Below are 25,709 nucleotides of genomic sequence, written 5' to 3'. Positions count from 1 at the left end.
AGGAACTTTAACTGTTTTACTTTTAAGTTTAATCAAAATCTACGACTACCTCTCCAGGAATAAGTTTGGTACCTTCAAGTGGTGAATCGCTACCTATTAAATTATCTAATTTAGATTGGATATCATCTTTTTTGATAGTTTCTGTTTCACTTAACAAAAGAGCCTCTTCATAAAACTTAATAGCTTTCTTAGGTTTTTCAATTTTTTCAGCATAAATAGCCAAATAATAATTCCCGATTAAAAGATCTGGATTGAGTTTATTAGCTAATTTTCCTAATTTTTCAATGGATTCAATATCATCGCGCTCTTCTGCAACCGCAAATACCTTTTGAAATTCATCTTCAGAAATAGGTTTTACAACACCAAAAAGCTCTTCTATTCGATTGTATCGAGATACTAGATATTCATCCAAAGTACCATCGTAAGGCAATACTTTCTCCGTTAATTCTTTTTCTCGAAGTGGTTTATACATTTCAAAAATTTTATCGAATGCTTTTGCAATGGCTCCCGTTACCAAAGTGTAGTGAGATTCCCCTTCAAAATCATCAAAATAGTACGTTAAATTTGGATTGTCAATAGCGTCAATTTCTTTATTTGTAAGAAGTATTTTTTTTCTTAAATCAGTATTATCATTAGAGCTAGTTGCCATATAATAGAAGACGTCACCTTTCATCCATTTTAATCTTTCTACAATATTATCTCCCATTTCACCAATTAAATCAGGGCTCAAATTGACATAAGCTTGAAAAAGCGGTAAATCTTTCATCATAAAAGAATTACTAAAATTCCCCATAGCATTATGACCAACTGCTACTCTAAAATTACTTGTATTATATTTTTCATCTAAATATGGGATCAATTCCTGACCAACAAATTCAAAAAACCTCGATCCAGATTCGAACGGTAATCCGGTAACTTCATCTACCATGCTATCGTAAAAACGATCTTTACCCTGAGAAATACCAACCACAATACAGTTTGGCATATCATCAAAATAAGTTTGAAAATGGGTCTGACCAACTACAGGATCAAATAAATAATCGCCATCAAAAACTATAATTAATGGATACTTTAAATTGGATTCTGCTGTGTAATCTTTGGGTAGTTTAATTTTTAACTGTCGTGTCGCATTTAGTTTGCGTGACTTAAAATTTTCTATAGTTGTTTGTGAAACTAACGAAAAAGATAGCGTTAAAAACAGCATTAATAGGACTGTTCTTTTCATAATATAGCAGGTTAAGATTTGGAATGTAAAGATATCCTTTTTTCTTCGAAATGCAAAAATAATCGATGAAATGCTATGTTTTAGTAAATTAATCTTTTAGTTCATACATTTTTTCTAACAACATGTCTTTATCTATGAACTCTGAAGGCGCTAATAATAAGCCACTTTGGTAATATTGCAGGGCTTTTTTAATGTTTCCTTCTTCTTCAAAATACATTCCCATATAATATGCGCTAATCATGGAATCAGGAAATTCTTTTTTAGCAACTTTAGAAATATTTTCTAAAGATTCCATATCATTGAGTTTTTTAGAAGCCGTAGCAATGGCTCTAATATCATTTTCAATTGGTTTCTTTTTAAAACCATAAAACGTTTCTATATCTTCATATTTTTTCACGAAGTAATTATAAGGTCCTCCTTCATAGGTAAGAACAGTCTCAGTATACTCAGATCTATTAATAGGTTTATATAAAGTAAAAATCTGATTAATAGCTTTTGGAATACCCAAACCAACCAATGAATAATGATTTGCATCCTCAAAATCATCAAATCTGTAGTGAAAATTTGGATTATCAATGGTATTCAATTGCTTATCTGCTTCTACCGTTTTTACACGAAGTCTTTGAATATCTGAATCTGAAGTAGCCATATAATAAAAGACATTGCTATCTAATGTCACTAATTTTGATTGCAATCTGCTATCCATTTGAGGAGCTAGATCTGGACTAAGAGAAATATAGGCTCTAAATAAAGGTTGTTCTTTGAATAAATAATAATTTAAGAAATTAGCACTTAAATCATGTCCAACAATAATTCTGAAATCCGAAACATTATACTTGCTTTCAATATATGGGATTAGTTCAAAACCTATGAATTCAAAAAAACTGGCACTATCTTGAACAGGAAAATAGTTATCTTCACTATAAGATAAATCTTTTTGACGTGTTTCTGCTTGATTAATACCAACAACCAGACACTGTGGTACATCTTCCCAATAAGCTTGGTAATCTAAATTTCCAACTACTGGCTCAAAAAGATAATCTCCATCTAAAACAACCACCAAAGGGTATTCTGTTTTATCTTCTGAATTATATCCTCTTGGCAACAAAATCTTCAAATCTCTGGATTCTCCTATTCTTGTAGATTGAAAAGATTCGTATATAACCTGGCTAATAAGTGTTTGAGCACAACATAAAAGCAATAGTAGAGCAATTGGTTTCTTCATTTTAAATAATTAAATCATTCATGGCAAGTTATGAAATAAACCCTAAAGTTTAAAAAAGAAAATTAAGGATTTACAGACTGTTTATTTCTGTTATAAATTGGCAAAAGCAACAAAGATAATCCTCCTGCTAAAATAATTAGCAAGGTTTGAGAGGTCCATACAATCCAGCCATAAGCGATACTTGGCGCCTCAGGAATGGCAAAAAGCGAGAAAGCGGCATACACCGCAATTGGATAAGAACCAATGCCTCCATTGGTTGCTGCAATACTAAAACTGGCAGAAATAAATCCAATTAAAATAGCTCCAAACGGAATGTTATGTAATTCTGTTAAAGAAAAAGTGGTGAAATAGAACATGGCAATATACATGCTCCAAATAAACAGAGTATGTCCAATGAAAGCCCATTTCTTTTTCATTTTAAAGATGCTTAAAACACCTTCCAAAAGCCCCGTAACAAAGGTCTTTATTTTTAATGCGAATGCCGAAGAACTACTTTTTATAAGCATAAAACCAACTAAAGCTAAAACAGCTAGAACAAAAAGCGCTAAGACGATATGCAACGGATTAAACTTTTGAATAAAAAATTGGTAGATAAAATCGAATTGAATAAATAGCGTGATCAGGATAATAATTATCATAACCAATAAATCTGCAACACGTTCTGCTACAATGGTCCCAAAACCTTTCTCGAACGGCACATTTTCGTAAGTGGTTAAAACCGAAGCCCTCGCTACTTCTCCAGCTCTTGGAATGGTGTAATTTATTAAATAAGCTACAAAAACAGCCATTATACTATTTCCAAGTTTAACTTTATAACCTAAAGGTTCCAATAAGAATTGCCATCTATACCCTCTAGATAAATGACTCAATAAACCACAAAACATACCCAAAACTATCCAACTATAATTGGCATTTTTAAAATAGGTAAATAATTCGGATAAGGAAACTTTAGATAGAGAATACCATATTAAAAAAACTCCCAAAAGAATTGGGAGAAGGAGTTTAAGGTATTTTTTTATCGAGGGACTCAAATTTAAATTAGTCTGTTGGTGGCTTCGTCTGGAAAGACCAAAGAAGGCTTAAAAACTTTAGCTTCTTCAAGATCCATAAAAGCATAAGTTATTAAGATAAGAGTATCTCCAACAGCTACTTTTCTAGCAGCAGCACCATTAAGCGTGATTTCTCCGCTATCTCTTGGACCTGGAATAACGTATGTATCTAAACGCTCTCCATTATCGTTATTTACAATCTGAACTTTTTCACCCTGAATAATATTGGCAGCCTCCATTAAATCTTCATCGATAGTAATACTACCAATATAGTTAAGGTCTGCACCTGTACATTTTACTCTGTGAATTTTAGATTTTACAACTTGTATTTGCATGTGGCAAAGATATTAATTTAATGCGATATTATCTATTAATCTGATTTCGTCTGCATAAACAGCAATAAACGCACGATAGGTATTGTTTTTAGATTTAATTTTTACAGGTTTTAAAGTGTCTTCGGCCGCAATTATAAAGTACTGTAATTTTAGCAATTCATGTTTTGCAAATTCTTTTTCCACCCATGTAGTTACTTTACTTGCACTTTCTGTGCCAAATTTTATTTTGGCAGTTTTTAAGGTTTCATATATAAAAGGCGATTCCATTTTATAAGCTTCCTTTAAGCGTGCATTTCTAGAGCTCATAGCTAATCCGTTAGCTTCTCTAAAAATTTCACAACCAATAACCTTCACAGGAATATGGTATTTCTCGACCAATTTTTTTATAATTTGTAATTGTTGAAAGTCTTTTTTCCCAAAATAAGCTTCATCTGGCAAAACAATTTCAAACAATTTTTTTACAATAGTTCCAACTCCGTCAAAGTGTCCAGTCCTAAATTTGCCTTCCATTTCAAACTCTAACCCATCAAAGGAAAAATGTTCTGCAACAGTTTTATTATCGTAAATATCCTCCACTGTTGGCGCATAAAGAAGAATATCTTTATCTAAACTTTCTAATAAACGCGTATCAGCTTCTAAAGTTCTTGGATATTTCTTTAAATCTTTTTTATTGTCAAATTGTGTGGGATTTACAAAAATACTGACCACCACAACATCGTTTCCTTTAAAAGCTTCTTCAACCAAAGACAAATGTCCTTCATGTAAAGCGCCCATAGTAGGAACATAGCCTATGGATAAATTTTTGTCCTTAAAAAGCTTGATAGCTTTTTGAATTTGAGTTTTTTCTGTATAAATCTTCACCTTTAATAAAATATTAACGCGTGCAAACTTAATATTTTACAATGAATCTGCATAAATTTTTGTACTTTTGCGTGTTTTTTATTTTGAATTACCAAAAGCAATAAATATATGAAAGATAAGAGGATATTATACGTATCATCTGAAGTTGTGCCATATTTACCAGAAACTGAAATTTCTTCTATGTCCTTTGAGACTCCTAGAATGGTGAATCAACAAGGTGGGCAAATACGGATTTTTATGCCAAGATATGGAAATATCAATGAAAGAAGACATCAATTGCATGAGGTAATCAGGTTGTCGGGTATCAATTTAGTGATAAATGATTTAGATATGCCTTTAATTATTAAGGTGGCATCTATTCCAAAAGAACGTATCCAGGTTTATTTTATTGATAACGACGAGTATTTTAAAAGAAAAGCAACGCTTACTGATGAAGATGGTGCTTTGTTTCCAGATAATGACGAACGTGCTATTTTCTTTGCAAAAGGAGTTATAGAAACTGTTAAAAAACTAAACTGGGCTCCAGATATTATTCATGTTCATGGATGGTTGGCATCTTTACTGCCAATGTATCTAAAACAATATTATAAAGACGAACCTCTGTTTAACGAAAGTAAAATAGTTACCTCTATTTACAATCAAAGCTTCGAAGGCACGTTAAATACAGATATGATTAATAAAGTCAAGTTCGACAATATTGAGGATACCTATATTAAAGAACTTAAAAAACCTACGTATAACAGTTTAATGAAAATTGCAATCGATCATTCTGATGCCTTAATTATAGGGTCGGAAGAGATTCCAGATGAATTAAGCAAACATTTAAAAGATTCTAAAAAACCTGTCTTAGATTATAAAACTAAAGATGAATTTGGTGAAGCTTATGTTGAATTTTATAACACAAAAGTATTAGGCTAAGCCCAAATTATTCCATTTAATATTTATGAAAAAAATAATTCGTACCTTTAAATTTATAGGTGTTTTGTCACTAGTGGTTATCGCATTTGTTGCTTGCGAAAACGATTATAATTCTCTTGAAAGTGATATCGAGGGAATTCAAAATTTTGAAACAAATAGCGATAAATTCGCCGTTGTAGCTTATAATAAAAGAGTGAACCCTGTTCAAACCAATAATTTACCATCTAATTATATAGGGGTTTATTCAGATCCTATTTATAAGCAAACTATAAACAACGTCATTACTCAAGCTTTACCTACTTCTGGATATTATAGTCCTGATTTTGGTACAGATCCAGTATTTAGACAAGCTTATCTTACAATACCTTATTATTCAGTAGAAGATGGTACTTCCGGAGATGAGACTAAATATAAGGTAGATTCCATCTATGGAACAGCCCCTATCAAATTAACAATTTATAGAACTAACTTTTTCTTAAGAGATTACAATCCAGACTCAGACAACACCGCGCAACAGTTATATTATTCTAATAACGAAGAGTTTGGAATTGATAGTAATTTAGGGGAAAAATTATATGAGAATTTTGCTTTTTTACCAAATGAATCTGAACAAATAATTTATGAAGAGGATGAGACCGGTAACATTCAAGAGGTAAGTAGAATTGCACCAAGTTTACGAGTTCCTCTTTTAAACACCAATGACTTTTGGAAAACGCTATTATTTGATAAGCAAGGCATGCCTGAGTTAAGCAATCCGAATAATTTTAAGGACTATTTTAGAGGGTTATATTTTAAATCAGAACCTCAAGATGGAAGTACGGAAGGGACAGCCATTATGTTAAACTTTCTTAGTTCGGCTGCCAATCTAACTGTTTATTATGATAATACAGGAGAAGACGGTGAAATTGTTACAAACAACAAATTTATAATGAATTTTCAGGGCAATAGAGCAAGTACTATTACTGTCGACCCAATAACAAATTCGTTATTAAACAATCTTAACGCCACTGCAGATAAAGTTAATGGAGATCAAACACTTTATCTTAAAGGTGGAGATGGCGCCATAGCAGTTGTCAATCTATTTGAAGATCCAAATGTATTAGCTGATTTTAATGCGCTTTATAGAAACAGCAATGGATCTCCTAGTCGTTTAATTAATGAAGCAAATCTGGTTTTTTATGTAGATCAAACTGCGACTTCTGTTATGACCGGGCAAATTCAATATCCGAACAGAGTTATTCTTTACGATTTAAAAAACAACATTCCAATAGTAGATTATTTTTATGACGGAACTACTAACACCACAGATCCAGTTGACTCCAAAACCTACTACTCTACTAAATTAGATTTTGAACCTGGTACTAATGGTCAAGGGATAAAATATAAGATAAGACTTACTGAACATTTAAATAATATTTTATTGAAGGATTCTACTAATTATGAATTAGGATTGTACCTTACAACTAATGTCAATCAAATCAGTAATTCATATGTTCTAGACGATGGCGATTTAGATGGTATTCCTATTGGTACTGTTTTATCTCAAAAAGGAACCGTACTACAGGGTAGTAATTTAAATGTACCTGAAGACAAAAGAATTCAATTAGAAATATATTACACTCAACCTGATAATTAATAAACTATGTGTGGAATTGTAGGATATATTGGACATCGTGAAGCCTTCCCAATTATTATTGAAGGCCTTAAAAGATTAGAATATCGTGGTTACGATAGTGCAGGAATTGCATTATACGACGGAAAAGATCTTAAAGTTTGTAAAGCTAAAGGAAAAGTTGCCGATTTAGAAGCTAGGGTTGATAGCGAAATAACTAAAAACGGCACGATTGGTATTGGCCATACGCGTTGGGCAACCCATGGCGTTCCTAACGATGTAAACGCACATCCTCATTCTTCCAATTCTGGCGATTTAGTAATAATCCACAATGGTATTATTGAAAATTATGTATCCCTTAAAAAAGAACTCTCTAAAAGAGGGTACATTTTTAAATCGGACACAGATACTGAAGTTCTAATTAATTTAATAGAAGACATTAAATTAAAAGAAAACCTTAAATTAGGGAAAGCAGTTCAAGTAGCCCTAAACCAAGTGGTTGGCGCGTATGCGATTGCTGTATTCGATAAGAAAAAACCAGACGAAATTGTTATTGCTAAACTTGGAAGCCCATTAGCTGTTGGGGTTGGCGACAACGAATTCTTTATTGCTAGTGACGCATCTCCCTTTATTGAGTATACAAAAAATGCTATTTATCTTGAAGATGAAGAAATGGCCATTGTACGAATCAATAAACCTATTAAAATACGAAAAATCAAAGACGATTCGTTGGTAGATCCTTATATTCAGGAATTACAAATGAATTTAGAGCAAATAGAAAAAGGTGGTTACGACCATTTTATGCTTAAAGAGATTTACGAACAACCCGACGCAATTAGAGATACCTATCGCGGAAGACTCCTTGTTAAGGAAGGCATTATTAGAATGGCTGGAATTGACGATAATATTGAAAAATTTATAAATGCCGACAGAATTATCATTGTGGCGTGTGGAACTTCTTGGCATGCTGGTTTAGTCGCGGAATATATTTTTGAAGATATTGCCAGAATTCCTGTAGAAGTAGAATATGCTTCAGAATTTAGATATAGAAATCCAGTAATCACCAAAAAAGATGTGGTTATTGCAATTTCTCAATCTGGAGAAACAGCAGATACCTTAGCCGCAATTAAATTAGCGAAAGCAAATGGCGCTTTTGTATTTGGTGTTTGCAACGTAGTAGGATCCACCATTGCTAGAGAAACACACGCTGGAGCTTACACCCACGCTGGCCCAGAAATAGGTGTGGCATCTACAAAAGCTTTTACAACACAAATTACGCTTTTAACTTTAATAGCTTTAAAATTAGCTAAAGTGAAAGGTGAAATATCAAATTCTGACTATAGATATCATTTACAAGAATTGGAACTGATTCCAGAAAAAGTTGCAAAAGCACTTAAATCTGAAGATCATATTAAGATGATAGCCGAAAAATATAAGAATGCCAAAAACTTCTTGTATTTAGGAAGAGGCTATAATTTTCCTGTAGCTCTTGAAGGTGCTTTAAAACTTAAAGAAATCTCTTATATTCATGCAGAAGGTTACCCTGCTGCCGAAATGAAACATGGTCCAATTGCCTTAATAGACGAAAATATGCCTGTTGTAGTAATAGCCACAAAAAAAGGACATTACGAAAAAGTTGTCAGCAACATTGAAGAAATTAAAGCTAGACAAGGTAAAATTATTGGTATCGTAACCGAGGGAGATGAAAATGTAAAAAGTTTGGCCGATTATGTTATTGAAGTTCCTGAATCTTTAGAATCGCTTTCACCTTTACTTACTACTATTCCTTTACAATTATTATCATACCACATTGCTGTCATGCTAAATAGAAACGTAGATCAACCAAGAAATTTAGCAAAATCAGTAACTGTAGAATAAGCTTTTAAAAAATCATTTTTATTATATATAAACAAGTTGTGCTTCTAGTAATTAGAAGCACAACTTGTTTTATTTCATTATGTAGTTTCTAAAAGCGGATTTTATTTTCTTTTAAATAACTATTCAATTTTAAAATAAAGCTCCTTCACTTTCATCCCTTTTGAAATAGAACATCTTTAGCCTAAAAAAAACAAGGTTCTCAATTCCCCCTAATAATCATGTTTCTATCGGTATTTAGAAGCAATTTCCATTACCACAGCTTTATTTAATGTATTTGAACTCTTAAAAAACCGCACCTTAATCTAAGGATATCGCAATTATCACCTTATAAATTGTTAAAAATATTATGCACGCATAATTTTTTTGCGAATTTTCTTAAAGTTTTCATAAAATTATATATATTGCCTAATAATAATTAACTAAAATCAATTAATAATTAATTCAATCCTTATAATGAAATCAATCCTTTCACTTTTATTGTTGTTTATATGCGGGATATCATATTCGCAAACAACAATTTCGGGAATAGTTACAGATGAGAATAGTCAACCAATTCCTGGCGCAAACGTAATAATAGTTGGAACATCTACCGGTACTGTCACCGATTTTGATGGAAATTATTTCCTTACAGTTAGTCAAGAGCCCCCGTTTACTTTACAAGCAAGTAATGTTGGGTTTAGTACAGAAAAACAGGAAGTAACAGCAAACAACCAAGAAGTAAACTTTATTATCAAGGAAGGGACTTCTTTAGATGAGGTTATTATTTCTGCTTCAAGAACTCCAGAGAGAATCTTCGAATCTCCAGTTACTGTTGAGCGCATGGGCTTGAAAGAGATTAAAAATACTGCCTCTGCAGATTTTTATACTGGATTAGATAATTTAAAAGGTGTCGATGTAAACACGAATAGTTTAACTTTTAATTCTATTAACACTAGAGGTTTTGCTACTTTCTCAAATACGCGATTTATGCAGTTAGTAGATGGCATGGATAACTCAACACCTGCCTTAAACTTTCCAATTGGAAATTTAGTAGGGATGACTGAAACAGATGTTATGAGCGTGGAATTACTTCCAGGAGCTTCATCCACATTATATGGTGCAAATGCCTTCAACGGAATTCTTATCATGAGAAGTAAAAACCCATTCGATGTTCAAGGAATTAGTGGCTATGTTAAACAAGGGATTACCTCTCAGGAGGCTGCGGGAGACAATGCATACACAGATGTAGGGATTAGAATTGCACAAAAATTCAGCGATAAATTTGCTGCCAAAGTAAACTTTGGTTGGTTAAAAGGTACGGATTGGGTTGCAGACAACTACCAAGGAAAACCTGGTACGGGAGAAACAAGAGCTAGTCTAAATTACGATGGATATAACATCTACGGAGATGAAGTATCTACTAACATTAGAGAAGTAGCTGTGGCATTAGTAGAAAAAGGTATATTACCTGCTGGTGCAGAAGCTTTAGTGCCTTCAGTTAACGTAAGTAGAATTGGTTACGAAGAAAGAGATCTAACAGATTACAACGCAGAAAGTGTAAAAGCGGATTGGGGTTTATATTACCGTCCATGGGCTAACGATTTTGAAATAGCTTATGTTGGTAAAGTTGGTACTGGTACTACTATTTATCAAGGAACTAACCGTTATAACATTGATAACTTCTTTCAACAACAACATAAAATAGAATTTAGAAACGATAATTTCTTTGTAAGAGGATATGTGGTTGCTGATAAAGCTGGAGATTCTTACGACATGGTTTTTACAGGTATTAATATTAATAGTGCTTGGAAAGACAACCAAACTTATTACGGTGAATACGTAGGAAACTATGCTTTAGCTACCTTAGGAGGAGCAACAGATGCCCAAGCACAACAAATTGCTCGTGCTGCGGCAGAAACTGGACGTTTCGAACCTGGATCTGTTGGTTTTATAAATGCATTTAACCAAAGTATCAACGATCCAGATTTAACTACAGGATCTAAATTCCAAGATGCATCAAAGTATTATCATGGAGATGCTAATTATAACTTCAGTCACTTATGGGATTTTGCAGAAGTGCAAGCAGGTGGTTCTTATAGACAATACGAATTAAATTCTGGTGGAACAATCTATACAGATTATGATGGTCCTATAAACTATTCTGAATTTGGAGTTTATGGTCAAATTCAAAAACAACTTGAATTGAGTGACGATTTACAATTAAAATTAACTGCTTCTGCACGTTTCGATAAGTCAGAATTTTATGACGGTTTTGTATCACCTAGAGTTACAGCTGGATTAACAGTAAATCAAAATCATAATATAAGAGCTTCTTACCAAACTGGATTTAGAAATCCTACCACACAAGATTTATTTATTGGATTAGATGCTGGGAAAGCCATATTAGTTGGTGGTGCTCCAAGCAATCCTGGCAGATGGTCAAGAAATTATGATATAAGTACTTCTGGCCAAATTGGTTTTGGTCAACCTGCAAACATTACACAAACAGGTGAAGCTGCTTATTACAATTCTTACTCAGCTAGTTCTGTACAAAATTTTTCTGAATCACGCAATCCAGCCGATTTAGAAGTTGGAAACCCAGAATTGGTTCAACCAGAGCATGTTTCTTCCATTGAAGTTGGTTATAGAGGAAAATTAGATATTTTAGTTGTAGACTTAAGTGTTTATTACAACAAATACAAAGATTTTATCTCTACTGAAAATGTTGTGGCACCATTATATGGAACGGCAGGCGATAATTCCTTATCAATAGCGGCTATTGCTAACGGAGATTATCAAGTATATCAAACTTATACAAATTCACCAGCTGATGTAAATTCTTATGGAGGTTCTATTGGCGTTGAAATGAAAGTATTTAATGATTACGATTTAGGTGGAAGTTATACTTATACTAAACAAGATTTTGACCAAGAGACATATCCTGATTTTCAAACAAGTTTTAACACACCAGAGCATAAAGTGAAATTATCTTTCGGAAATACGGATGTATTAAAAAACTTAGGATTTAACGTGGCATGGAGATGGAGTGATGCTTATTACTGGGAAGCAACTTTTGGAGATGGAGATATTCCAGCTTACAGTACTGCAGATGCTCAAATAAATTATAGAGTCCCAAAAATAAAATCGATGTTTAAAATAGGTGCTTCTAATGCTTTTGGTAAAGAATACTATACAGCAATTGGTACTGGTAGCATTGGATCTATCTACTATGCATCATGGACAATTAATAACTTATAATATCATGAAAAAATTAATTATGAAAACAAAATATATATGGTTACTAGCTGTTCTCCTAGGTTTTACAGCTTGTAATAGCGATGACGATTCCACCTCAACAGAAGAGGTTATCTTACCACCTTTAACAGCTGGAGAAGTAGATTTTTCTAATTACGTTGCCGTTGGAGCTTCTTTTACTGCAGGTTTTTCAGATGGAGCACTTTTTATTGCAACCCAAAACAATTCATTTCCAAACATTCTATCCATGCAATTTGCCATGTTAGGTGATGGTAGTTTTTCTCAACCCCTAATGAATGATAACATTGGTGGCTTACTTTTCAATGGTGTGCAAATGCCTGATGGAAGTTTTGGTCCAAGATTATATTTTAACGGATCAGGTCCTGCAGTTTTACCAGCAACTCCAACAACAGAAGCATATAACGTATTAGGCGGTACATTTAACAATGTAGGTGTTCCTGGTGCAAAAAGTTTCCATTTAGGAATTGAAGGATACGGGTTTGCCAACCCTTATTTTGGCCGTATGGCTTCAAATCCCATGGCTTCCATGATTGGTGATGCTGTCTCTCAAAATCCAACGTTTTTCACCTTATCTGAAATAGGGGGAAATGATGTTTTATCTTACGCAACTTCAGGTGGTACAGGAGTTGACCAAACTGGAAATTATAATCCTGCAACTTATGGAAATAATGATATTACAGACCCAGTAGTGTTTGGCGTTTCATTTAATGCTTCAGTAGACGCATTAATTGCTAATGGTGCCAAAGGTGTTGTAACCAACGTTCCTTATATAGCAAGTTTACCTCATTTTACAACCGTTCCTTATAATCCAATTCCTTTAAATGCAGGAACTGCTGCACAATTAAATGCGGGTTATGCGCAATATAATGGTGGTTTAACACTAGCTCTATCTTATAATTTAATTGATGCAGATGAATTTGCTTATAGAAGTATTGAATTTGAAGCATCTGAAAATAATTCAATGGTATTAATAGATGAAGACTTAACAGACTTATCTGCCTTAGGAATTCCTAGTTATAGACAGTCAACTTCTTTAGATTTATTTGTTTTACCATTAGCGTCTTTAATTCCTCAAGGATATGGAACACAAATTCCATTAGCAGACAAATGGGCATTAACACCAGAAGAACAACAAAATATCACTATCGCTACTGACGCTTACAATGCTACAATAGAAGCTGTAGCTAATGCAAATGGACTTGCTTTGGTAGATTTTAAAGGAATTTTAATTCAGGCTTCAACCGTTGGAGTTACATCTGGAGATTTTATTTTAACTACAGATTTAGTAACAGGAGGGCTGGTAAGTTTAGATGGAATTCACTTAACATCAAGAGGTTATGCCGTTATGGCAAATGAAATGATGAGTGCTATTGATGCTACTTATGGTTCTAACTTTGTAGCTTCTGGCAATTTGGTAGATTGTGGAGATTATCCAACAAACTACTCGCCTACTTTACAATAATTTAAGTAAATAATACCTTATAAATTGCCTTCAAACCAAAGTATTGGATGAAGGCAATTTTTTTGTTTTAAAAGGAGCAAAAAATAGCTATTATTTTTAAATTAAAACTCATATATTTGCAGCGCGAAAAACCGTGTGTTTTTCATATTTAAAAATTAGAAAATAATTAAAAATAATAGTAATGTCAAAAGTTACAGGTAAAGTTGCTCAAATAGTAGGTCCAGTTATCGATGTTGAATTCGGAGCAGGAGCTGAACTTCCAAAAATTTACGATTCATTAGAAATTAGAAGAGCCGATGGTTCTATTCTAGTACTTGAAGTACAATCTCACATTGGTGAAGATTCTGTTCGTACAATTGCTATGGACTCTTCAGATGGTTTAAGTAGAGGTACAGAAGTTCACGCTACTGGTGCACCAATACAAATGCCAATAGGGAATGATGTATATGGTCGTTTATTCAATGTTATTGGAGATGCTATTGATGGATTAGGAAACTTACCTAAAGCTGGTGATGCGGGTTTACCAATTCACAGACAAGCACCTAGATTTGAAGATTTATCAACTTCTACTGAAGTTTTATTTACTGGTATTAAAGTAATCGATTTAATTGAGCCTTATGCAAAAGGTGGTAAAATTGGTTTATTTGGTGGTGCTGGTGTTGGTAAAACCGTATTAATTCAGGAGTTGATTAACAATATTGCAAAAGGACACGGTGGTCTTTCTGTTTTCGCAGGAGTTGGTGAAAGAACTCGTGAAGGAAACGATTTACTTCGTGAAATGTTAGAATCTGGAATTATCCGTTATGGTGATGACTTCATGCATTCTATGGAAAATGGTGGATGGGATTTATCTAAAGTTGATAAATCTGTTATGAAAGAATCGAAAGCAACTTTCGTTTTCGGACAAATGAATGAGCCACCTGGAGCACGTGCACGTGTTGCCTTATCTGGTTTAACTATTGCTGAATATTTCCGTGATGGTGCTGGGGAAGGACAAGGAAAAGATGTACTTTTCTTCGTAGATAACATTTTCCGTTTTACACAAGCTGGTTCTGAAGTATCTGCATTACTTGGTCGTATGCCATCTGCGGTAGGTTACCAACCAACATTAGCAACAGAAATGGGAGCGATGCAAGAACGTATTACTTCAACTAAAAGAGGTTCTATTACATCTGTACAAGCGGTTTACGTACCTGCAGATGATTTAACGGATCCTGCACCTGCTACAACATTTGCTCACTTAGATGCAACAACTGTATTATCTCGTAAAATTGCTGAGCTAGGTATTTATCCTGCTGTAGATCCATTAGATTCTACATCTAGAATTCTTACAGCTGATATTTTAGGAGCTGAGCATTATGATTGTGCACAAAAAGTAAAAGAATTATTACAACGCTATAAAGAATTACAAGATATTATTGCCATCTTAGGAATGGAAGAATTATCTGAAGAAGATAAAATGGCTGTAGGTAGAGCAAGACGTGTACAACGTTTCTTATCTCAACCTTTCCACGTAGCGGAGCAATTTACAGGTCTTAAAGGTGTTTTAGTAGACATTAAAGAAACTATTAAAGGATTTAATATGATTATGGATGGTGAATTAGATCACTTACCAGAAGCTGCATTTAACCTTAAAGGTTCTATTGAAGAAGCTATCGAAGCTGGAGAGAAAATGCTTGCTGAAGCTTAATCAAGTGCTGAACTTGTTTCAGCATCTTTTAAATAAACCTTGAATAAAAACAAAAAGACCCTGAAACACGTTCAGGGTAGTTAAACAAGTTTAACTATGTATTTAGAAATTGTATCACCAGAAGCAACCTTATTTAGTGGTGAAGTAGATTCAGTTGCTGTTCCTGGAGTTAATGGAGAATTTCAAATGTTGAGAAACCATGCTCCAATTGTTTCCCTTTTAAAAGAAGGAAATATAAAAATTCATACCCACACCCAAAGTCATTTGGTGTTCGATGAATTACATGCAGAAATAGTAAGACACAAGGATGATGATAGAATCCTTTTGTTAAAAATAAAATCTGGTACTCTTGAAATGAAAGATAATAAAGTAATTATCTTGGCAGATTAAATAGAGTCCAAACATATAAAAAAAAGAAACCCTGCAAATTTTGCAGGGTTTCTTTTTTTTATAGGCCATTTGGTTTTACTCCATCCAATTTATATCATCCAAAAAACAATTCACTTAACTAAATCCTTATTTAGCTAATTATTAAAGTCTCTATTCTATAAAATAGTGACTCTAATCTTCTTCCAGAGTTTTAAAAGTATCAGTGCAAAAATAATAGCCGCACCGGTAAGCATTAAAGCATTGTTATAATCGCCATAAATATAATATCCTGTGGCAAACATGATGCTATAAATTAAGGCACAACCAACCAACATGGCTAAGATACCAGAAGGCACAGACCAGCCCTCTTTAGAATCTACCAATTCGATGTTTTCATCTCTGGCTTCCGAAACAATTTTCTCCCAGCCTGGACCTCCTGGTTGGATTTTCTTGTAGAACTTTTGTAAGACCTCTTTACTTTCTGCTTGCGTTAAAAACGTAACAGCAACCCAAGCAATGGTTGTTACTAACACAATAATAGGGAACTTTGCCCAAGCAGGGAACATGCCATCTTCAGCAAAAAAATAGGTTCCTAAATCTGTAAAGTTTAATAAGATGGAAACGATTCCAGAAACAAACATGGCAGAGATTTCACTCCATGCGTTTATTCGCCACCAAAACCAACGTAGAATAAAAATCAATCCTGTTCCTGCTCCAAACATTAAAATAATATCGAATAACTGTAAGGCGTTAGTAAGTACTAAAGCCAATAAGGCACTACACACCATTAAGACAACGGTTGCCGTTCTTCCTACGGTAACTAATTGTTTTTCGGTAGCATCCTTATTTATTTGTTGTTTATAAAAGTCATTGACGATATAAGATGCTCCCCAATTTAAATGGGTGGAAATGGTACTCATATAAGCCGCAACTAAAGAAGCTAATACCAAACCTAATAAACCACTAGGTAGCTTGGTTAGCATGGCAGAATAAGCCAAATCGTTCCCCAGTTTATCTTCGGCAACAAGCGGAAAAGCCTCGTGTATACTTGCAACATCTGGAAACACAACTAAAGAAGCTAAAGCTACTATAATCCATGGCCAAGGACGTAAAGCGTAATGCATGATATTAAAAAAGAAGGTTGCTCCAATGGCATGATTCTCATTTTTAGCTGCCAACATACGCTGTGCAATATAACCGCCACCGCCAGGTTCCGCTCCTGGATACCAAGAACTCCACCATTGAACCGCCAAGGGAATAATTAATAAGGTTATAAGTGCTTCTTTATCGCTAAAATCTGGAAGGATGTTTAATTTATCTACTACATTTTCATGTTTTAATAAGGCTTCCAAACCACCCACTTCTGGCAAACCTACCAAATAATAAGCGGCACCTAAAGCACCAGCCATAGCTGTAAAAAATAATATAAAATCGGTGTAAACAACCCCTTTAAAACCACCTAAGGCACTAAATATAACGGTAATGGTTCCTGCATAAATAACAGTTTCCCACGGTTGTAAGCCTAACATGATGGCACCAATTTTTATGGCCGCCAAGGTAACAGCAGACATGGCTAGAATATTGAAAATAATTCCTAAGTAAATAGCTCGGAATCCTCTTAAAAAACGTGCTGGTTTTCCGCCGTAGCGCAATTCGTAAAATTCGATATCTGTTGTGACTTCAGACTTTCGCCATAACTTAGCATACACAAATACGGTTAATAAACCTGTCAATAAAAAGGCCCACCAAACCCAGTTTCCAGAAACCCCATTGGTTCTAACAATATCAGTTACTAAATTAGGAGTATCCGTAGAAAAGGTAGTAGCCACCATAGAAACACCTAAAAGCCACCAAGGCATGTTTCTTCCTGAAAGAAAATATTCCGCGGCACTTTTTCCAGATTGCTTAGAGACGTAAATACCTATAAATAGGGTTATTGCAAAAAATATAACAATTAATGAGATATCTAGGGAGGATAATTCTACCATAAATGAGAGCTGTTTTCTTTATATTTCTAAGTTATACTTTTTTAATCACATTGGTAACAATGCCCCAAATAACGAAATCGTTTTCTGCAGTAATTTGAATTGGACTGTAATTGATGTTTTCAGGTTGTAGCCAAACGCCATCCTTCTCGACACGTAGGCGTTTTACGGTAAACTCCCCATCTAGAAAACATACGGCAATTTTGTTGTGTAAAGGTTCCAGGCTTCGGTCTATTACTAAAAGATCATTATCATCTAGACCAGCATCAATCATGCTTTGTCCACTAACACGCGCATAAAATGTAGTCGCCTTATTTTTTACCAGCATGTTATCTAACGACAAGGTTTCTTGTTGAAAATCTTCAACTGGCGCAGGGAAACCTGCAGAAATTCCTGTATCGATAAAAACAGCTCCGCCGTGATCTGATACATCTGGAGTAAAAAGGGCTAGTGGTTTTAAATGGGTTGAAAGCATGTTAGTTTTTAGCACCTAATGTAGGGAATTATGTTTATTTTTTAACTGCCCTTAATTAAATTGATTGAAAATTTATTCTTGGTATTGGTATTTAGATATAGTTTGGCGATGGAAGTTTCGATAGGTATTAGAAATAAATGGCTTCCTTATTCCAAAATAACGGTATAGGTAAATAAATAAAATGGGATGTCCCTATATTTTTAAATTCTAAGATGACTTGAAAGGGGTATCATCCTATTTTTTATTTGAAAGCGGTTGTTTCTTTTTGCAGTTAATCTTTTCTAAACATGATGAACCGGAATAGGTCTCCATAGATTTTTCTTATCGTATTTTTTTTTGCACCCGAACTCTCCTTATTCACCCGAACTCCACCCGACCGATGCCGAAGTAAACCCGAACTAGACCCGAACTAGACCCGGCGGAGACCCCCTGAAGACCCGAACTAGGTGAGGTTATATGTTGCTGGTTTGATTGACTCTATTTTATACCGCATCTGTACACTATTTTTTGGGTAATTATGACTTGTGTATAGGCTTGTTTTTTAATTTACTTCACACGGAGTCACTACGGCTTTACTACGGAGTTAGTACGGAGTCTCTATGAGGCATGAATCGTCCTAAAATAACTATACAGATTAATGAATAAATCCTGATATACTTATGCCATTATCTTTTTTAATACACTCTTCATACATTAGCTATACTTGAGCCATACATGAGCTATGCATTAAGCATATATGTGATTCGTTTAAAATAACTCGTTTACTTTATCGTAAACTAGGTGACTTTCCCAACCGCGGTATAATAAGAAGTCGGCTAATTTCTTTTTTTTCTTTAGAGGGTTTGTTTCTGTAATGGTGGCTGCTTTTTTTTCGGCTAGAGTGTGAAAGGTGCTTAAATATTCGGCATCTGAAATTTCTTTAAAGGCTTCCAGGATGTTAAAGCGACCAATATCTCGTCTTTTTAATTCTATTTCCAAACGTCTTCTACCCCATTTTTTAAATCGGAACTTCCCACGAACAAAAGCTTTTGCAAAACGGGTTTCGTTTAAAAAATCGTGTTCCAACAAATGCACCACCACCAAATCTATGGCCTCTGGAATCATACGCATGTTGTACAATTTTTGAGTTACTTCTTTATGGCAACGCTCTTGATAGGCACAGTAATTTTCTAGGGTTCTTTTGGCTTCTTCGAGAGTATAGGTTTTAACCGATTTCATGGTTGCAAGATAATAACAATTTGTACAAGATATATGGGTTTATTTTGGATTGTCTAAAAGCATCATCGAGGCGCTTAACGTTTCGTTAATGTTCTGGTTACCTACTCATAATTAATTGGTAACACCAAAAAGTAGATTAAAAAACTCTAGGTAAATACCTTTGAATGCTTATTTTAGCAAAGAATTATAATATCTCCCTATAGAATGATTAAAAATTACTCCCTCGTATTAGTGGCCTTTTTATGCTTTGTTTTGTCTGGTTATGGGCAGACAACTGTTACTTATTCTTTTTTAGCTTCTGGAGCAGTAACTGGTTTAGATGAAAATTCTCCTGGTATATCCCTAGATGCTAATATAGGTTTTGGTTCGTTTAAAAATAGTGCAAGTACTAATCCTGGAATATTTAGCAATCAATTAAGATTATATCAAAACGCTACAAAAGGAGGTTCTATTATAATATACGCTTCTAATGGCGTTACTATTACAAAAGTTGTTGTTAATGCATCTGGCACAACAGGGCCTGCAGGATATGAAGTAGATGGTGCTTTTGTTGCAAATTTAACTGCTTCAACCACTTATACTATGAGTGGTTTAAGCGCAACATCTGATGTTGAATTTTATCAAAGAGATGGTAGTTCTAGTAATAGAATATATATAAGTTCTTTTGAAGTAACGTATACTTCTGTACCTACTACTTCACCACCAACTATTACCAGTGCATTAACTGCAAGTGGCATAGTAAGTGGCGCTTTTACTTATGATATTGTAGCAACAAATACACCAACAAGTTATGGTGCAACAGGCTTACCTGCTGGTTTATCTATAAATACAACAACAGGAGAAATTTCTGGAACACCTACAGCAGCAGGAACTTTTAATGTTACAATTACAGCAACAAATGCTTATGGTGCAGATACTGAAACTTTAGTAATAAGTCTTACTACTGGACCTTGCTACACAGGTCATGCTCCTAATTTTACTAAATCTGGTAGTACATATGGTGGAGATACAGACAGTGGAGGTTCCCCAACTACTACAATTAGGTTGGCATCGGGAAGTAATTCTGGAACTGTATCGACTACTGCAACAGGAGTGTCCTCAGGTAATGTTACATTAAAATTTAGAGCAAAAGGATGGAGTGCTTCTGAAAGAAAACTTAGGGTTACGTTAGATGGGCAAATCCAAAACATAACTGATTTACCATATTCAGATTTTGAATGGGTAGAGTTAACATTTACAGGTGTAGCTGCAAATCCAAGTTTAAGCTTCTTTGCCGATGAAGACGAGAGAGTTCATTTAGGAAATGTAGAAATATATTGTACGCCTTCTACACCATGTACAGGCACACCAACTCCAGGTAATACCGTTTCTTCCGAAACTTCTGTTGTGTCTGGTGGCACAACTAATTTATCTTTACAAAATACTACAACAGGGTCTGGGGCAACTTACCAATGGCAAAGTTCTACAACTAGCGCTGTTGCAGGTTTTTCTGATATTATTGGTGCAACAAACGCAACTTATACCGCAACTGTAAATGCAATAACATGGTACCGTTGTGTGGTAACTTGTAGTGGTAATAGTGGTACTTCTATAGCTGTGGAGGTAGGTGTTACATATGCTTCACCAAATAACGCTACACAATTAAAAGCATGTATTGCAAATACGCAAGTTTCTTTAAGCTGGACTGCGTCTAGTGGTACTACGCCAACAGGTTATATTGTTTTTGCACAGCCCAATACAACAATACCACAAATGGCAGCTACTTCCGCAGGAAATGCTTCAAGTTATACTGCAAATGCAAATTATAGTGCAGCAACCACTTACACTACCTTAGGAAAAGCAGTTTACAAAGGTGCTGGAACAACGGCTACTGTAACTGGTTTAACAAATGCGTCGCAATACACTTTTAAAGTAGTTGCTTATAATGGAGAAACAGGAACAGGTTGGGCAAATGCTATCAATAATAATTCAGTAGCTTCATCTTATACACAAACCTATACGATTGATGTTCCAGAAGTTAGCAATTTAGCAGCGAGCATTAACCCAACAACGTCTACAGTGTCGTGGAATGTGGTACCAGATTCTGCTGGATGCTACGAATATATGGTAGTTGCCAATGCAGGTGCTGTTTCTTTAACACCAACAGGAAACGGTTCGGCTTATGCAGCAAATCCAGTTTATGCAGGAGCAAATCAAGTTGTTTATAAAGGAACAGGAAGCAGTATTATTGTTACAGGTTTAACAGATGCGGTTGAATATTGCTATACCGTTTTTGTAAGAGAGGTAAATATTGGTACACAATGGAGTGGTGGTATTTCGGTTTGTCAGACCACAGGTGTCGACTATTGTGATTCTGCTGGAGATGTTGCAGATACTACAGGAATAACTTCTGTGGTATTTAATACTATCAATCAAACATCAACTGGGGAAAGTGCTTATACAGATTATACTTCTGTTTCAACAACTGTTTTGTTAAATAATATTTACACTTTATCAGTAAATGTAAATACAGTTGGTTATCAAAACTATACTAAAGCATGGATAGATTGGAACAGAGATGGTGATTTTAGTGATAGTGGTGAAGAGTATGATTTAGGAGATGCTTATTCTGGAACAAATATTTTAACAAGTAATTCTCCACTTTCTATAACAGTGCCTACTAATGCTACTATTGGAAACACTAGAATGAGAGTAGCAACACAGTATTTCTTTGATGATAGTGACATCGCTTTAACACCTTGTGCAACTTATGATTATGGTGAAGTAGAAGATTATACAATTAATGTTGTACAACCTGTAAATGCTGAAATTAATGTAAAAGGAGGAGCTATTTCTATTCCTAATGGTTTTGATGCTCCTTATGGATTAAACAATACGTTGTTTGCTAGCACAGAGGTAAACACAGATTCTGCGGAAAAAGAATTTACCATAGAAAATATTGGTTTAGCAAATTTAATATTAATAGGTACGCCAATTATTAAATTAGAAGGGACAAACCCGACAGATTTTATTGTAACACAACAGGCAACAACACCAGTTGTAAATGGTACAAACGTAACCTTTAAAATTAAATTTCATCCAACGGTTGCAGGTACAAGAACTGCAAAAGTGAGAATTGAGAGTAATGATTCTGATGAAAATCCGTATCTATTTACTATTGAAGGTAATGGTGATTGTTTAACTGATCCAACGGTTACTACTTTTCCAACCTCTGGCCCAGCAAATACATTAGTCACTTTTACTTCTGCAACAAGCAATCTTACTGGAGCAACAATTACCTATAATAACATAGCAGTTGCTACTGTTTCAAATACATCAGACACTATAGAAGTATTGCTTCCTGCCGAAGCTAATGATGGTAATTTTGTGATTCAATTAGCTACAGGTTGTAGTGCAACACAATTTTTTGATGTAATTGATATTGACCTTACTGCATGCGATACTGCAGTTGGTGGTGCTGATGCATCAAATTTAATTATCTACGAAGTGTATGACGAAAATGGCGGATCTGGTGGTGTAATAACCATTTATAATAACACAGGAGCTTCTGTAGACTTAGGTGGTTATAAAATTGAAAGAGCTGGCGATTATGGAGGTAGTTATGTAACTTATGCAAATCTAAACGGTACAATTGCATCAGGTGCAGTAGCTATTGTTTCGGTAACTAGCTCTGCTTGTGGATACACACCTACAGGAAATGGAAGTTTAGGTAACGCTGGTTTTAATGCAAATGATGGCTTGAGATTAATGAATGGAACTACGCTTATTGATGATGTAGAAGCACCAAATTATGTAGGGTATTATTTAAAAAGAAAGAATACTAATTTTTATCCAAACACAACTTATGATGCTTCAGAATGGACTGCACAAAGTTTGGCTGACGATGAATGCTTAGTAGGAGTTGGTTCAGTACCTCTTGTTAAATTACCACCTACAGTTATAAGTAACCCACAATATGTGGCTGATTGTTCTAACCTTGGAACATCGTTGACAGTTGCAGGATCAGAAGGTGTTTCAGGCGGTTTAGCACTTGCGTATCAATGGTATGTTTTAGGCCCTTCTGGTAACTGGACAGCTGTGTCAAATGGAGGTATTTATTCTGGCGCAACAACAGCAACATTAGATATTGCTAACCTTACAGGTTTAGACGATTATCAATTTTATTGCCAAGTAAGAGAAAATAGTGCTACTTGCTATACAGCAAGCGAAGCAACCAAAATTGAATTAAAGATAACAACTTGGGATGGTACTGCTTGGAGTAATGGTGCTCCCGATCAGTATACAATAACTAATATAGATGGCGATTATACCACTAATTCTACAAACGGAAGTTTTACAGCTTGTCAATTACTAGTTACTTCAGGAAGTTTGTTAACAATTGCTCAAGGATATTTTGTTGAAGTTATTAATAATGTTGAGATAACAGGAAACGGTACTGATAATGACGGTATTCTAGTAGAAGACAAGGGAAGTTTTGTACAACGTGGCGATGGGTTAACAGCAGGAAGTTTTACTTTAAATACAAACGGTTTTTCCAAGTTTAATAAACGAACAGCACCTTTAAATAATTATTACGAATATACCTATTGGAGTTCTCCTACAATAGACGAAACCGTTGGGGGAGGTTTAGAGGAAGCACATCCAACAAGACGCTATTGGTATAATGCTGAAAACTATTTAGATAAGACGGCTGAAGCTAACAACAACAATGGTACAGTTAATGGGCAGGATGATATTGATGATAATGGTGATGATTGGCAGGCGACCGACAATGGAGACCTAATGATTCCTGGGGTTGGTTATGCAGCCATGCATGATCCTATTGGATTTGATATTGCAGGTGCAGGAGGCCAATTTGAATACATTTTTGAAGGCGCTTTTAATACTGGGGATATTGATGTGCCTATTTATAGAAATGATTCTGAAATGAGTGATAATAACTGGAACTTAATAGGGAACCCTTATCCCTCAGCTGTAGATGCACAATCATTCTTAGATGCAAATACCCTTATCGCACAAGATGTTTCAGGATTTCCAACAGGAACAACAAATGGTGCTATCTTTTTCTGGTCTCAAAGCACAGCGCCTTCGGATACAGCTAATGGGAATGAAAACTTAAATTTTGCTCAAAGCGATTATGCTATAATAAATGCCACTGGTCAAACTGCAGGAGGAGATAATAACAATGATGGAACAATAAATGCCTCAGATAGACCTAATAGGTTTATCCCTTCTGGACAAGCATTCTTTATTTCGTATTCAGATGTGGCAACTCCAGATTCTACAAATGGAGATATTAAGACAGGAACGGTTTCGTTTACAAATAGCATGCGTGTTACAGGTGATAACGATCAGTTCTTTAGAAATTCTAGCAGTACTCAAGTAAATAGACTTTGGGTTAATATGTGGAGCGATAATGGTGTTCGCAATCAAATATTAGTTGGTTATGTTGAGGGAGCTACAAATACTTATGATGGTATGTATTATGATGCTCCTAAAAATTTATCTTCAGAAGTAAATGCTATGATTTATACAGTAGCTGACAATTCTGATAAAAAACTAGCTATACAAGGAAAAGCAGTTAATAGCTTGAATTTAGATGAAGTGATTCCGTTAGGATTTTACTCTTTAATTCCAGAGGCAACCTTATATTCTATTTCAACAGATTCTGAAGGTTTATTTTTTGAAGAAAACACTGTTTACTTGAAAGACATGTTAATGAATGTTATTCATGATTTAAGCGCCAACGATTACTCCTTCACTTCCGAAACAGGAGAATTTAATAATCGTTTTGAAATAGTTTTCAGAGACTCTTTTCTTTCCATTCATGAAGAAGAACTAAATGCAAATAACGTAACGATTATTGAGCATCAAAATGGAGAGGTTCAGTTTACGGTTCCAAGTCCATACGAAATAAAACATATTGAGATTATTGATTTATTAGGAAGACCTATTTACAAGTTAAAAGGTACTAGTTATTCTGAAACTTATGATCTTTCTAACTTAAGTCAGGCGACTTATCTTGCTAAAATAACTTTAAGTAATGGACAAACTATCACTAAAAAAGCGGTAAAAAGACATTAAGTTTAGCTTATTAAAACGAATCAAAGGGTTTAACTATTTTAAAAGTTAAACCCTTTTTTTTTGCGATA

The 25,709-nt window shown here is 34.5% G+C and carries 16 protein-coding genes; 8 read left to right on the top strand and 8 right to left on the bottom strand.

From position 1 onward, the window contains the following. Positions 1-28: 28 nt before the first annotated feature. The 5 genes from IEV77_RS03880 to panC all read right to left on the bottom strand — a co-directional run bounded on the left by IEV77_RS03880 (position 29) and on the right by panC (position 4,695). The gene (locus tag IEV77_RS03880) at positions 29-1,225 is read right to left on the bottom strand and encodes an alpha/beta hydrolase (RefSeq protein ID WP_188462022.1); all 1,197 of its coding nucleotides are present in this window, start codon (positions 1,223-1,225) and stop codon (positions 29-31) included. A gap of 88 nt (positions 1,226-1,313) precedes the next feature. After that, on the bottom strand, positions 1,314-2,450 hold the full coding sequence (locus IEV77_RS03875; RefSeq protein WP_188462020.1) for an alpha/beta hydrolase: 1,137 nt from the start codon (positions 2,448-2,450) through the stop codon (positions 1,314-1,316). Positions 2,451-2,512: 62 nt separating this feature from the next. Then, the gene (locus IEV77_RS03870) at positions 2,513-3,433 is read right to left on the bottom strand and encodes a lysylphosphatidylglycerol synthase transmembrane domain-containing protein (RefSeq protein ID WP_229736569.1); all 921 of its coding nucleotides are present in this window, start codon (positions 3,431-3,433) and stop codon (positions 2,513-2,515) included. A 50-nt stretch (positions 3,434-3,483) separates the two neighbouring features. After that, positions 3,484-3,834: an aspartate 1-decarboxylase gene (gene panD / locus IEV77_RS03865; RefSeq protein ID WP_188462016.1), complete on the bottom strand. Its 351-nt coding sequence runs from the start codon at positions 3,832-3,834 to the stop codon at positions 3,484-3,486. A gap of 12 nt (positions 3,835-3,846) precedes the next feature. Beyond that, positions 3,847-4,695, bottom strand: a complete 849-nt coding sequence (panC, locus tag IEV77_RS03860; RefSeq protein ID WP_188462014.1) for a pantoate--beta-alanine ligase — start codon at positions 4,693-4,695, stop codon at positions 3,847-3,849. A gap of 108 nt (positions 4,696-4,803) precedes the next feature. Here panC and IEV77_RS03855 point away from each other — a divergent pair, with 108 nt between their 5' ends. From IEV77_RS03855 to IEV77_RS03825, 7 genes are all read left to right on the top strand, one after another. Beyond that, a complete protein-coding gene (locus IEV77_RS03855) occupies positions 4,804-5,613 on the top strand; it encodes a glycogen/starch synthase (RefSeq protein WP_188462012.1) in 810 nt (269 codons plus the stop codon). A 25-nt stretch (positions 5,614-5,638) separates the two neighbouring features. Beyond that, entirely contained in the window at positions 5,639-7,249 is a 1,611-nt protein-coding gene (gene bamH, locus IEV77_RS03850; protein WP_188462010.1) for a BamH family beta-barrel-assembly machinery protein, read from the top strand. 6 nt (positions 7,250-7,255) lie between these two features. After that, positions 7,256-9,103: a glutamine--fructose-6-phosphate transaminase (isomerizing) gene (gene glmS / locus IEV77_RS03845; RefSeq protein WP_188462008.1), complete on the top strand. Its 1,848-nt coding sequence runs from the start codon at positions 7,256-7,258 to the stop codon at positions 9,101-9,103. Positions 9,104-9,556: 453 nt separating this feature from the next. Then, positions 9,557-12,340: a TonB-dependent receptor gene (locus IEV77_RS03840; protein ID WP_188462006.1), complete on the top strand. Its 2,784-nt coding sequence runs from the start codon at positions 9,557-9,559 to the stop codon at positions 12,338-12,340. A gap of 19 nt (positions 12,341-12,359) precedes the next feature. Further along, positions 12,360-13,820, top strand: a complete 1,461-nt coding sequence (locus tag IEV77_RS03835) for an SGNH/GDSL hydrolase family protein (protein ID WP_188462004.1) — start codon at positions 12,360-12,362, stop codon at positions 13,818-13,820. A 181-nt stretch (positions 13,821-14,001) separates the two neighbouring features. Continuing rightward, complete coding sequence (atpD, locus tag IEV77_RS03830; protein ID WP_188462002.1) at positions 14,002-15,510, top strand: F0F1 ATP synthase subunit beta; 1,509 nt, start codon at positions 14,002-14,004, stop codon at positions 15,508-15,510. Positions 15,511-15,606: 96 nt separating this feature from the next. Further along, entirely contained in the window at positions 15,607-15,900 is a 294-nt protein-coding gene (locus IEV77_RS03825) for a F0F1 ATP synthase subunit delta/epsilon (protein ID WP_188462000.1), read from the top strand. Between the two features lie 155 nt (positions 15,901-16,055). On the opposite strand, the gene IEV77_RS03820 is transcribed toward IEV77_RS03825, so the two are convergent. From IEV77_RS03820 to IEV77_RS03810, 3 genes are all read right to left on the bottom strand, one after another. Then, on the bottom strand, positions 16,056-17,867 hold the full coding sequence (locus tag IEV77_RS03820) for a sodium:solute symporter family protein (protein WP_188461998.1): 1,812 nt from the start codon (positions 17,865-17,867) through the stop codon (positions 16,056-16,058). A 31-nt stretch (positions 17,868-17,898) separates the two neighbouring features. Further along, on the bottom strand, positions 17,899-18,339 hold the full coding sequence (locus IEV77_RS03815) for a LexA family protein (protein ID WP_188461996.1): 441 nt from the start codon (positions 18,337-18,339) through the stop codon (positions 17,899-17,901). Between the two features lie 747 nt (positions 18,340-19,086). Continuing rightward, positions 19,087-19,557: a regulatory protein RecX gene (locus IEV77_RS03810; RefSeq protein WP_188461994.1), complete on the bottom strand. Its 471-nt coding sequence runs from the start codon at positions 19,555-19,557 to the stop codon at positions 19,087-19,089. A gap of 204 nt (positions 19,558-19,761) precedes the next feature. On the opposite strand from IEV77_RS03810, the gene IEV77_RS03805 reads away from it, so the two are divergent. After that, entirely contained in the window at positions 19,762-25,641 is a 5,880-nt protein-coding gene (locus IEV77_RS03805; protein ID WP_188461993.1) for a RemA C-terminal-like gliding motility protein, read from the top strand. Positions 25,642-25,709: the final 68 nt, after the last annotated feature.

Origin of the sequence: Xanthomarina arctica (genome assembly GCF_014638915.1) — a bacterium.
Taxonomy (GTDB): Bacteria; Bacteroidota; Bacteroidia; order Flavobacteriales; family Flavobacteriaceae; genus Xanthomarina; species Xanthomarina arctica.
The sequence above is the reverse complement of the archived record's forward strand: the minus strand, read 5'-3'. Positions and strand labels throughout refer to the sequence as shown.

Excerpts from the sequence above, each read along its gene's own strand:
- atpD (WP_188462002.1), top strand. The coding sequence starts at position 14,002 with ATGTCAAAAGTTACAGGTAAAGTTGCTCAAATAGTAGGTCCAGTTATC.
- panD (WP_188462016.1), bottom strand. The coding sequence starts at position 3,834 with ATGCAAATACAAGTTGTAAAATCTAAAATTCACAGAGTAAAATGTACA.
- IEV77_RS03880 (WP_188462022.1), bottom strand. The coding sequence starts at position 1,225 with ATGAAAAGAACAGTCCTATTAATGCTGTTTTTAACGCTATCTTTTTCG.
- IEV77_RS03820 (WP_188461998.1), bottom strand. The coding sequence starts at position 17,867 with ATGGTAGAATTATCCTCCCTAGATATCTCATTAATTGTTATATTTTTT.
- glmS (WP_188462008.1), top strand. The coding sequence starts at position 7,256 with ATGTGTGGAATTGTAGGATATATTGGACATCGTGAAGCCTTCCCAATT.
- IEV77_RS03810 (WP_188461994.1), bottom strand. The coding sequence starts at position 19,557 with ATGAAATCGGTTAAAACCTATACTCTCGAAGAAGCCAAAAGAACCCTA.
- IEV77_RS03855 (WP_188462012.1), top strand. The coding sequence starts at position 4,804 with ATGAAAGATAAGAGGATATTATACGTATCATCTGAAGTTGTGCCATAT.
- IEV77_RS03835 (WP_188462004.1), top strand. The coding sequence starts at position 12,360 with ATGAAAACAAAATATATATGGTTACTAGCTGTTCTCCTAGGTTTTACA.
- IEV77_RS03805 (WP_188461993.1), top strand. The coding sequence starts at position 19,762 with ATGATTAAAAATTACTCCCTCGTATTAGTGGCCTTTTTATGCTTTGTT.
- bamH (WP_188462010.1), top strand. The coding sequence starts at position 5,639 with ATGAAAAAAATAATTCGTACCTTTAAATTTATAGGTGTTTTGTCACTA.
- IEV77_RS03825 (WP_188462000.1), top strand. The coding sequence starts at position 15,607 with ATGTATTTAGAAATTGTATCACCAGAAGCAACCTTATTTAGTGGTGAA.
- IEV77_RS03815 (WP_188461996.1), bottom strand. The coding sequence starts at position 18,339 with ATGCTTTCAACCCATTTAAAACCACTAGCCCTTTTTACTCCAGATGTA.
- IEV77_RS03875 (WP_188462020.1), bottom strand. The coding sequence starts at position 2,450 with ATGAAGAAACCAATTGCTCTACTATTGCTTTTATGTTGTGCTCAAACA.
- IEV77_RS03840 (WP_188462006.1), top strand. The coding sequence starts at position 9,557 with ATGAAATCAATCCTTTCACTTTTATTGTTGTTTATATGCGGGATATCA.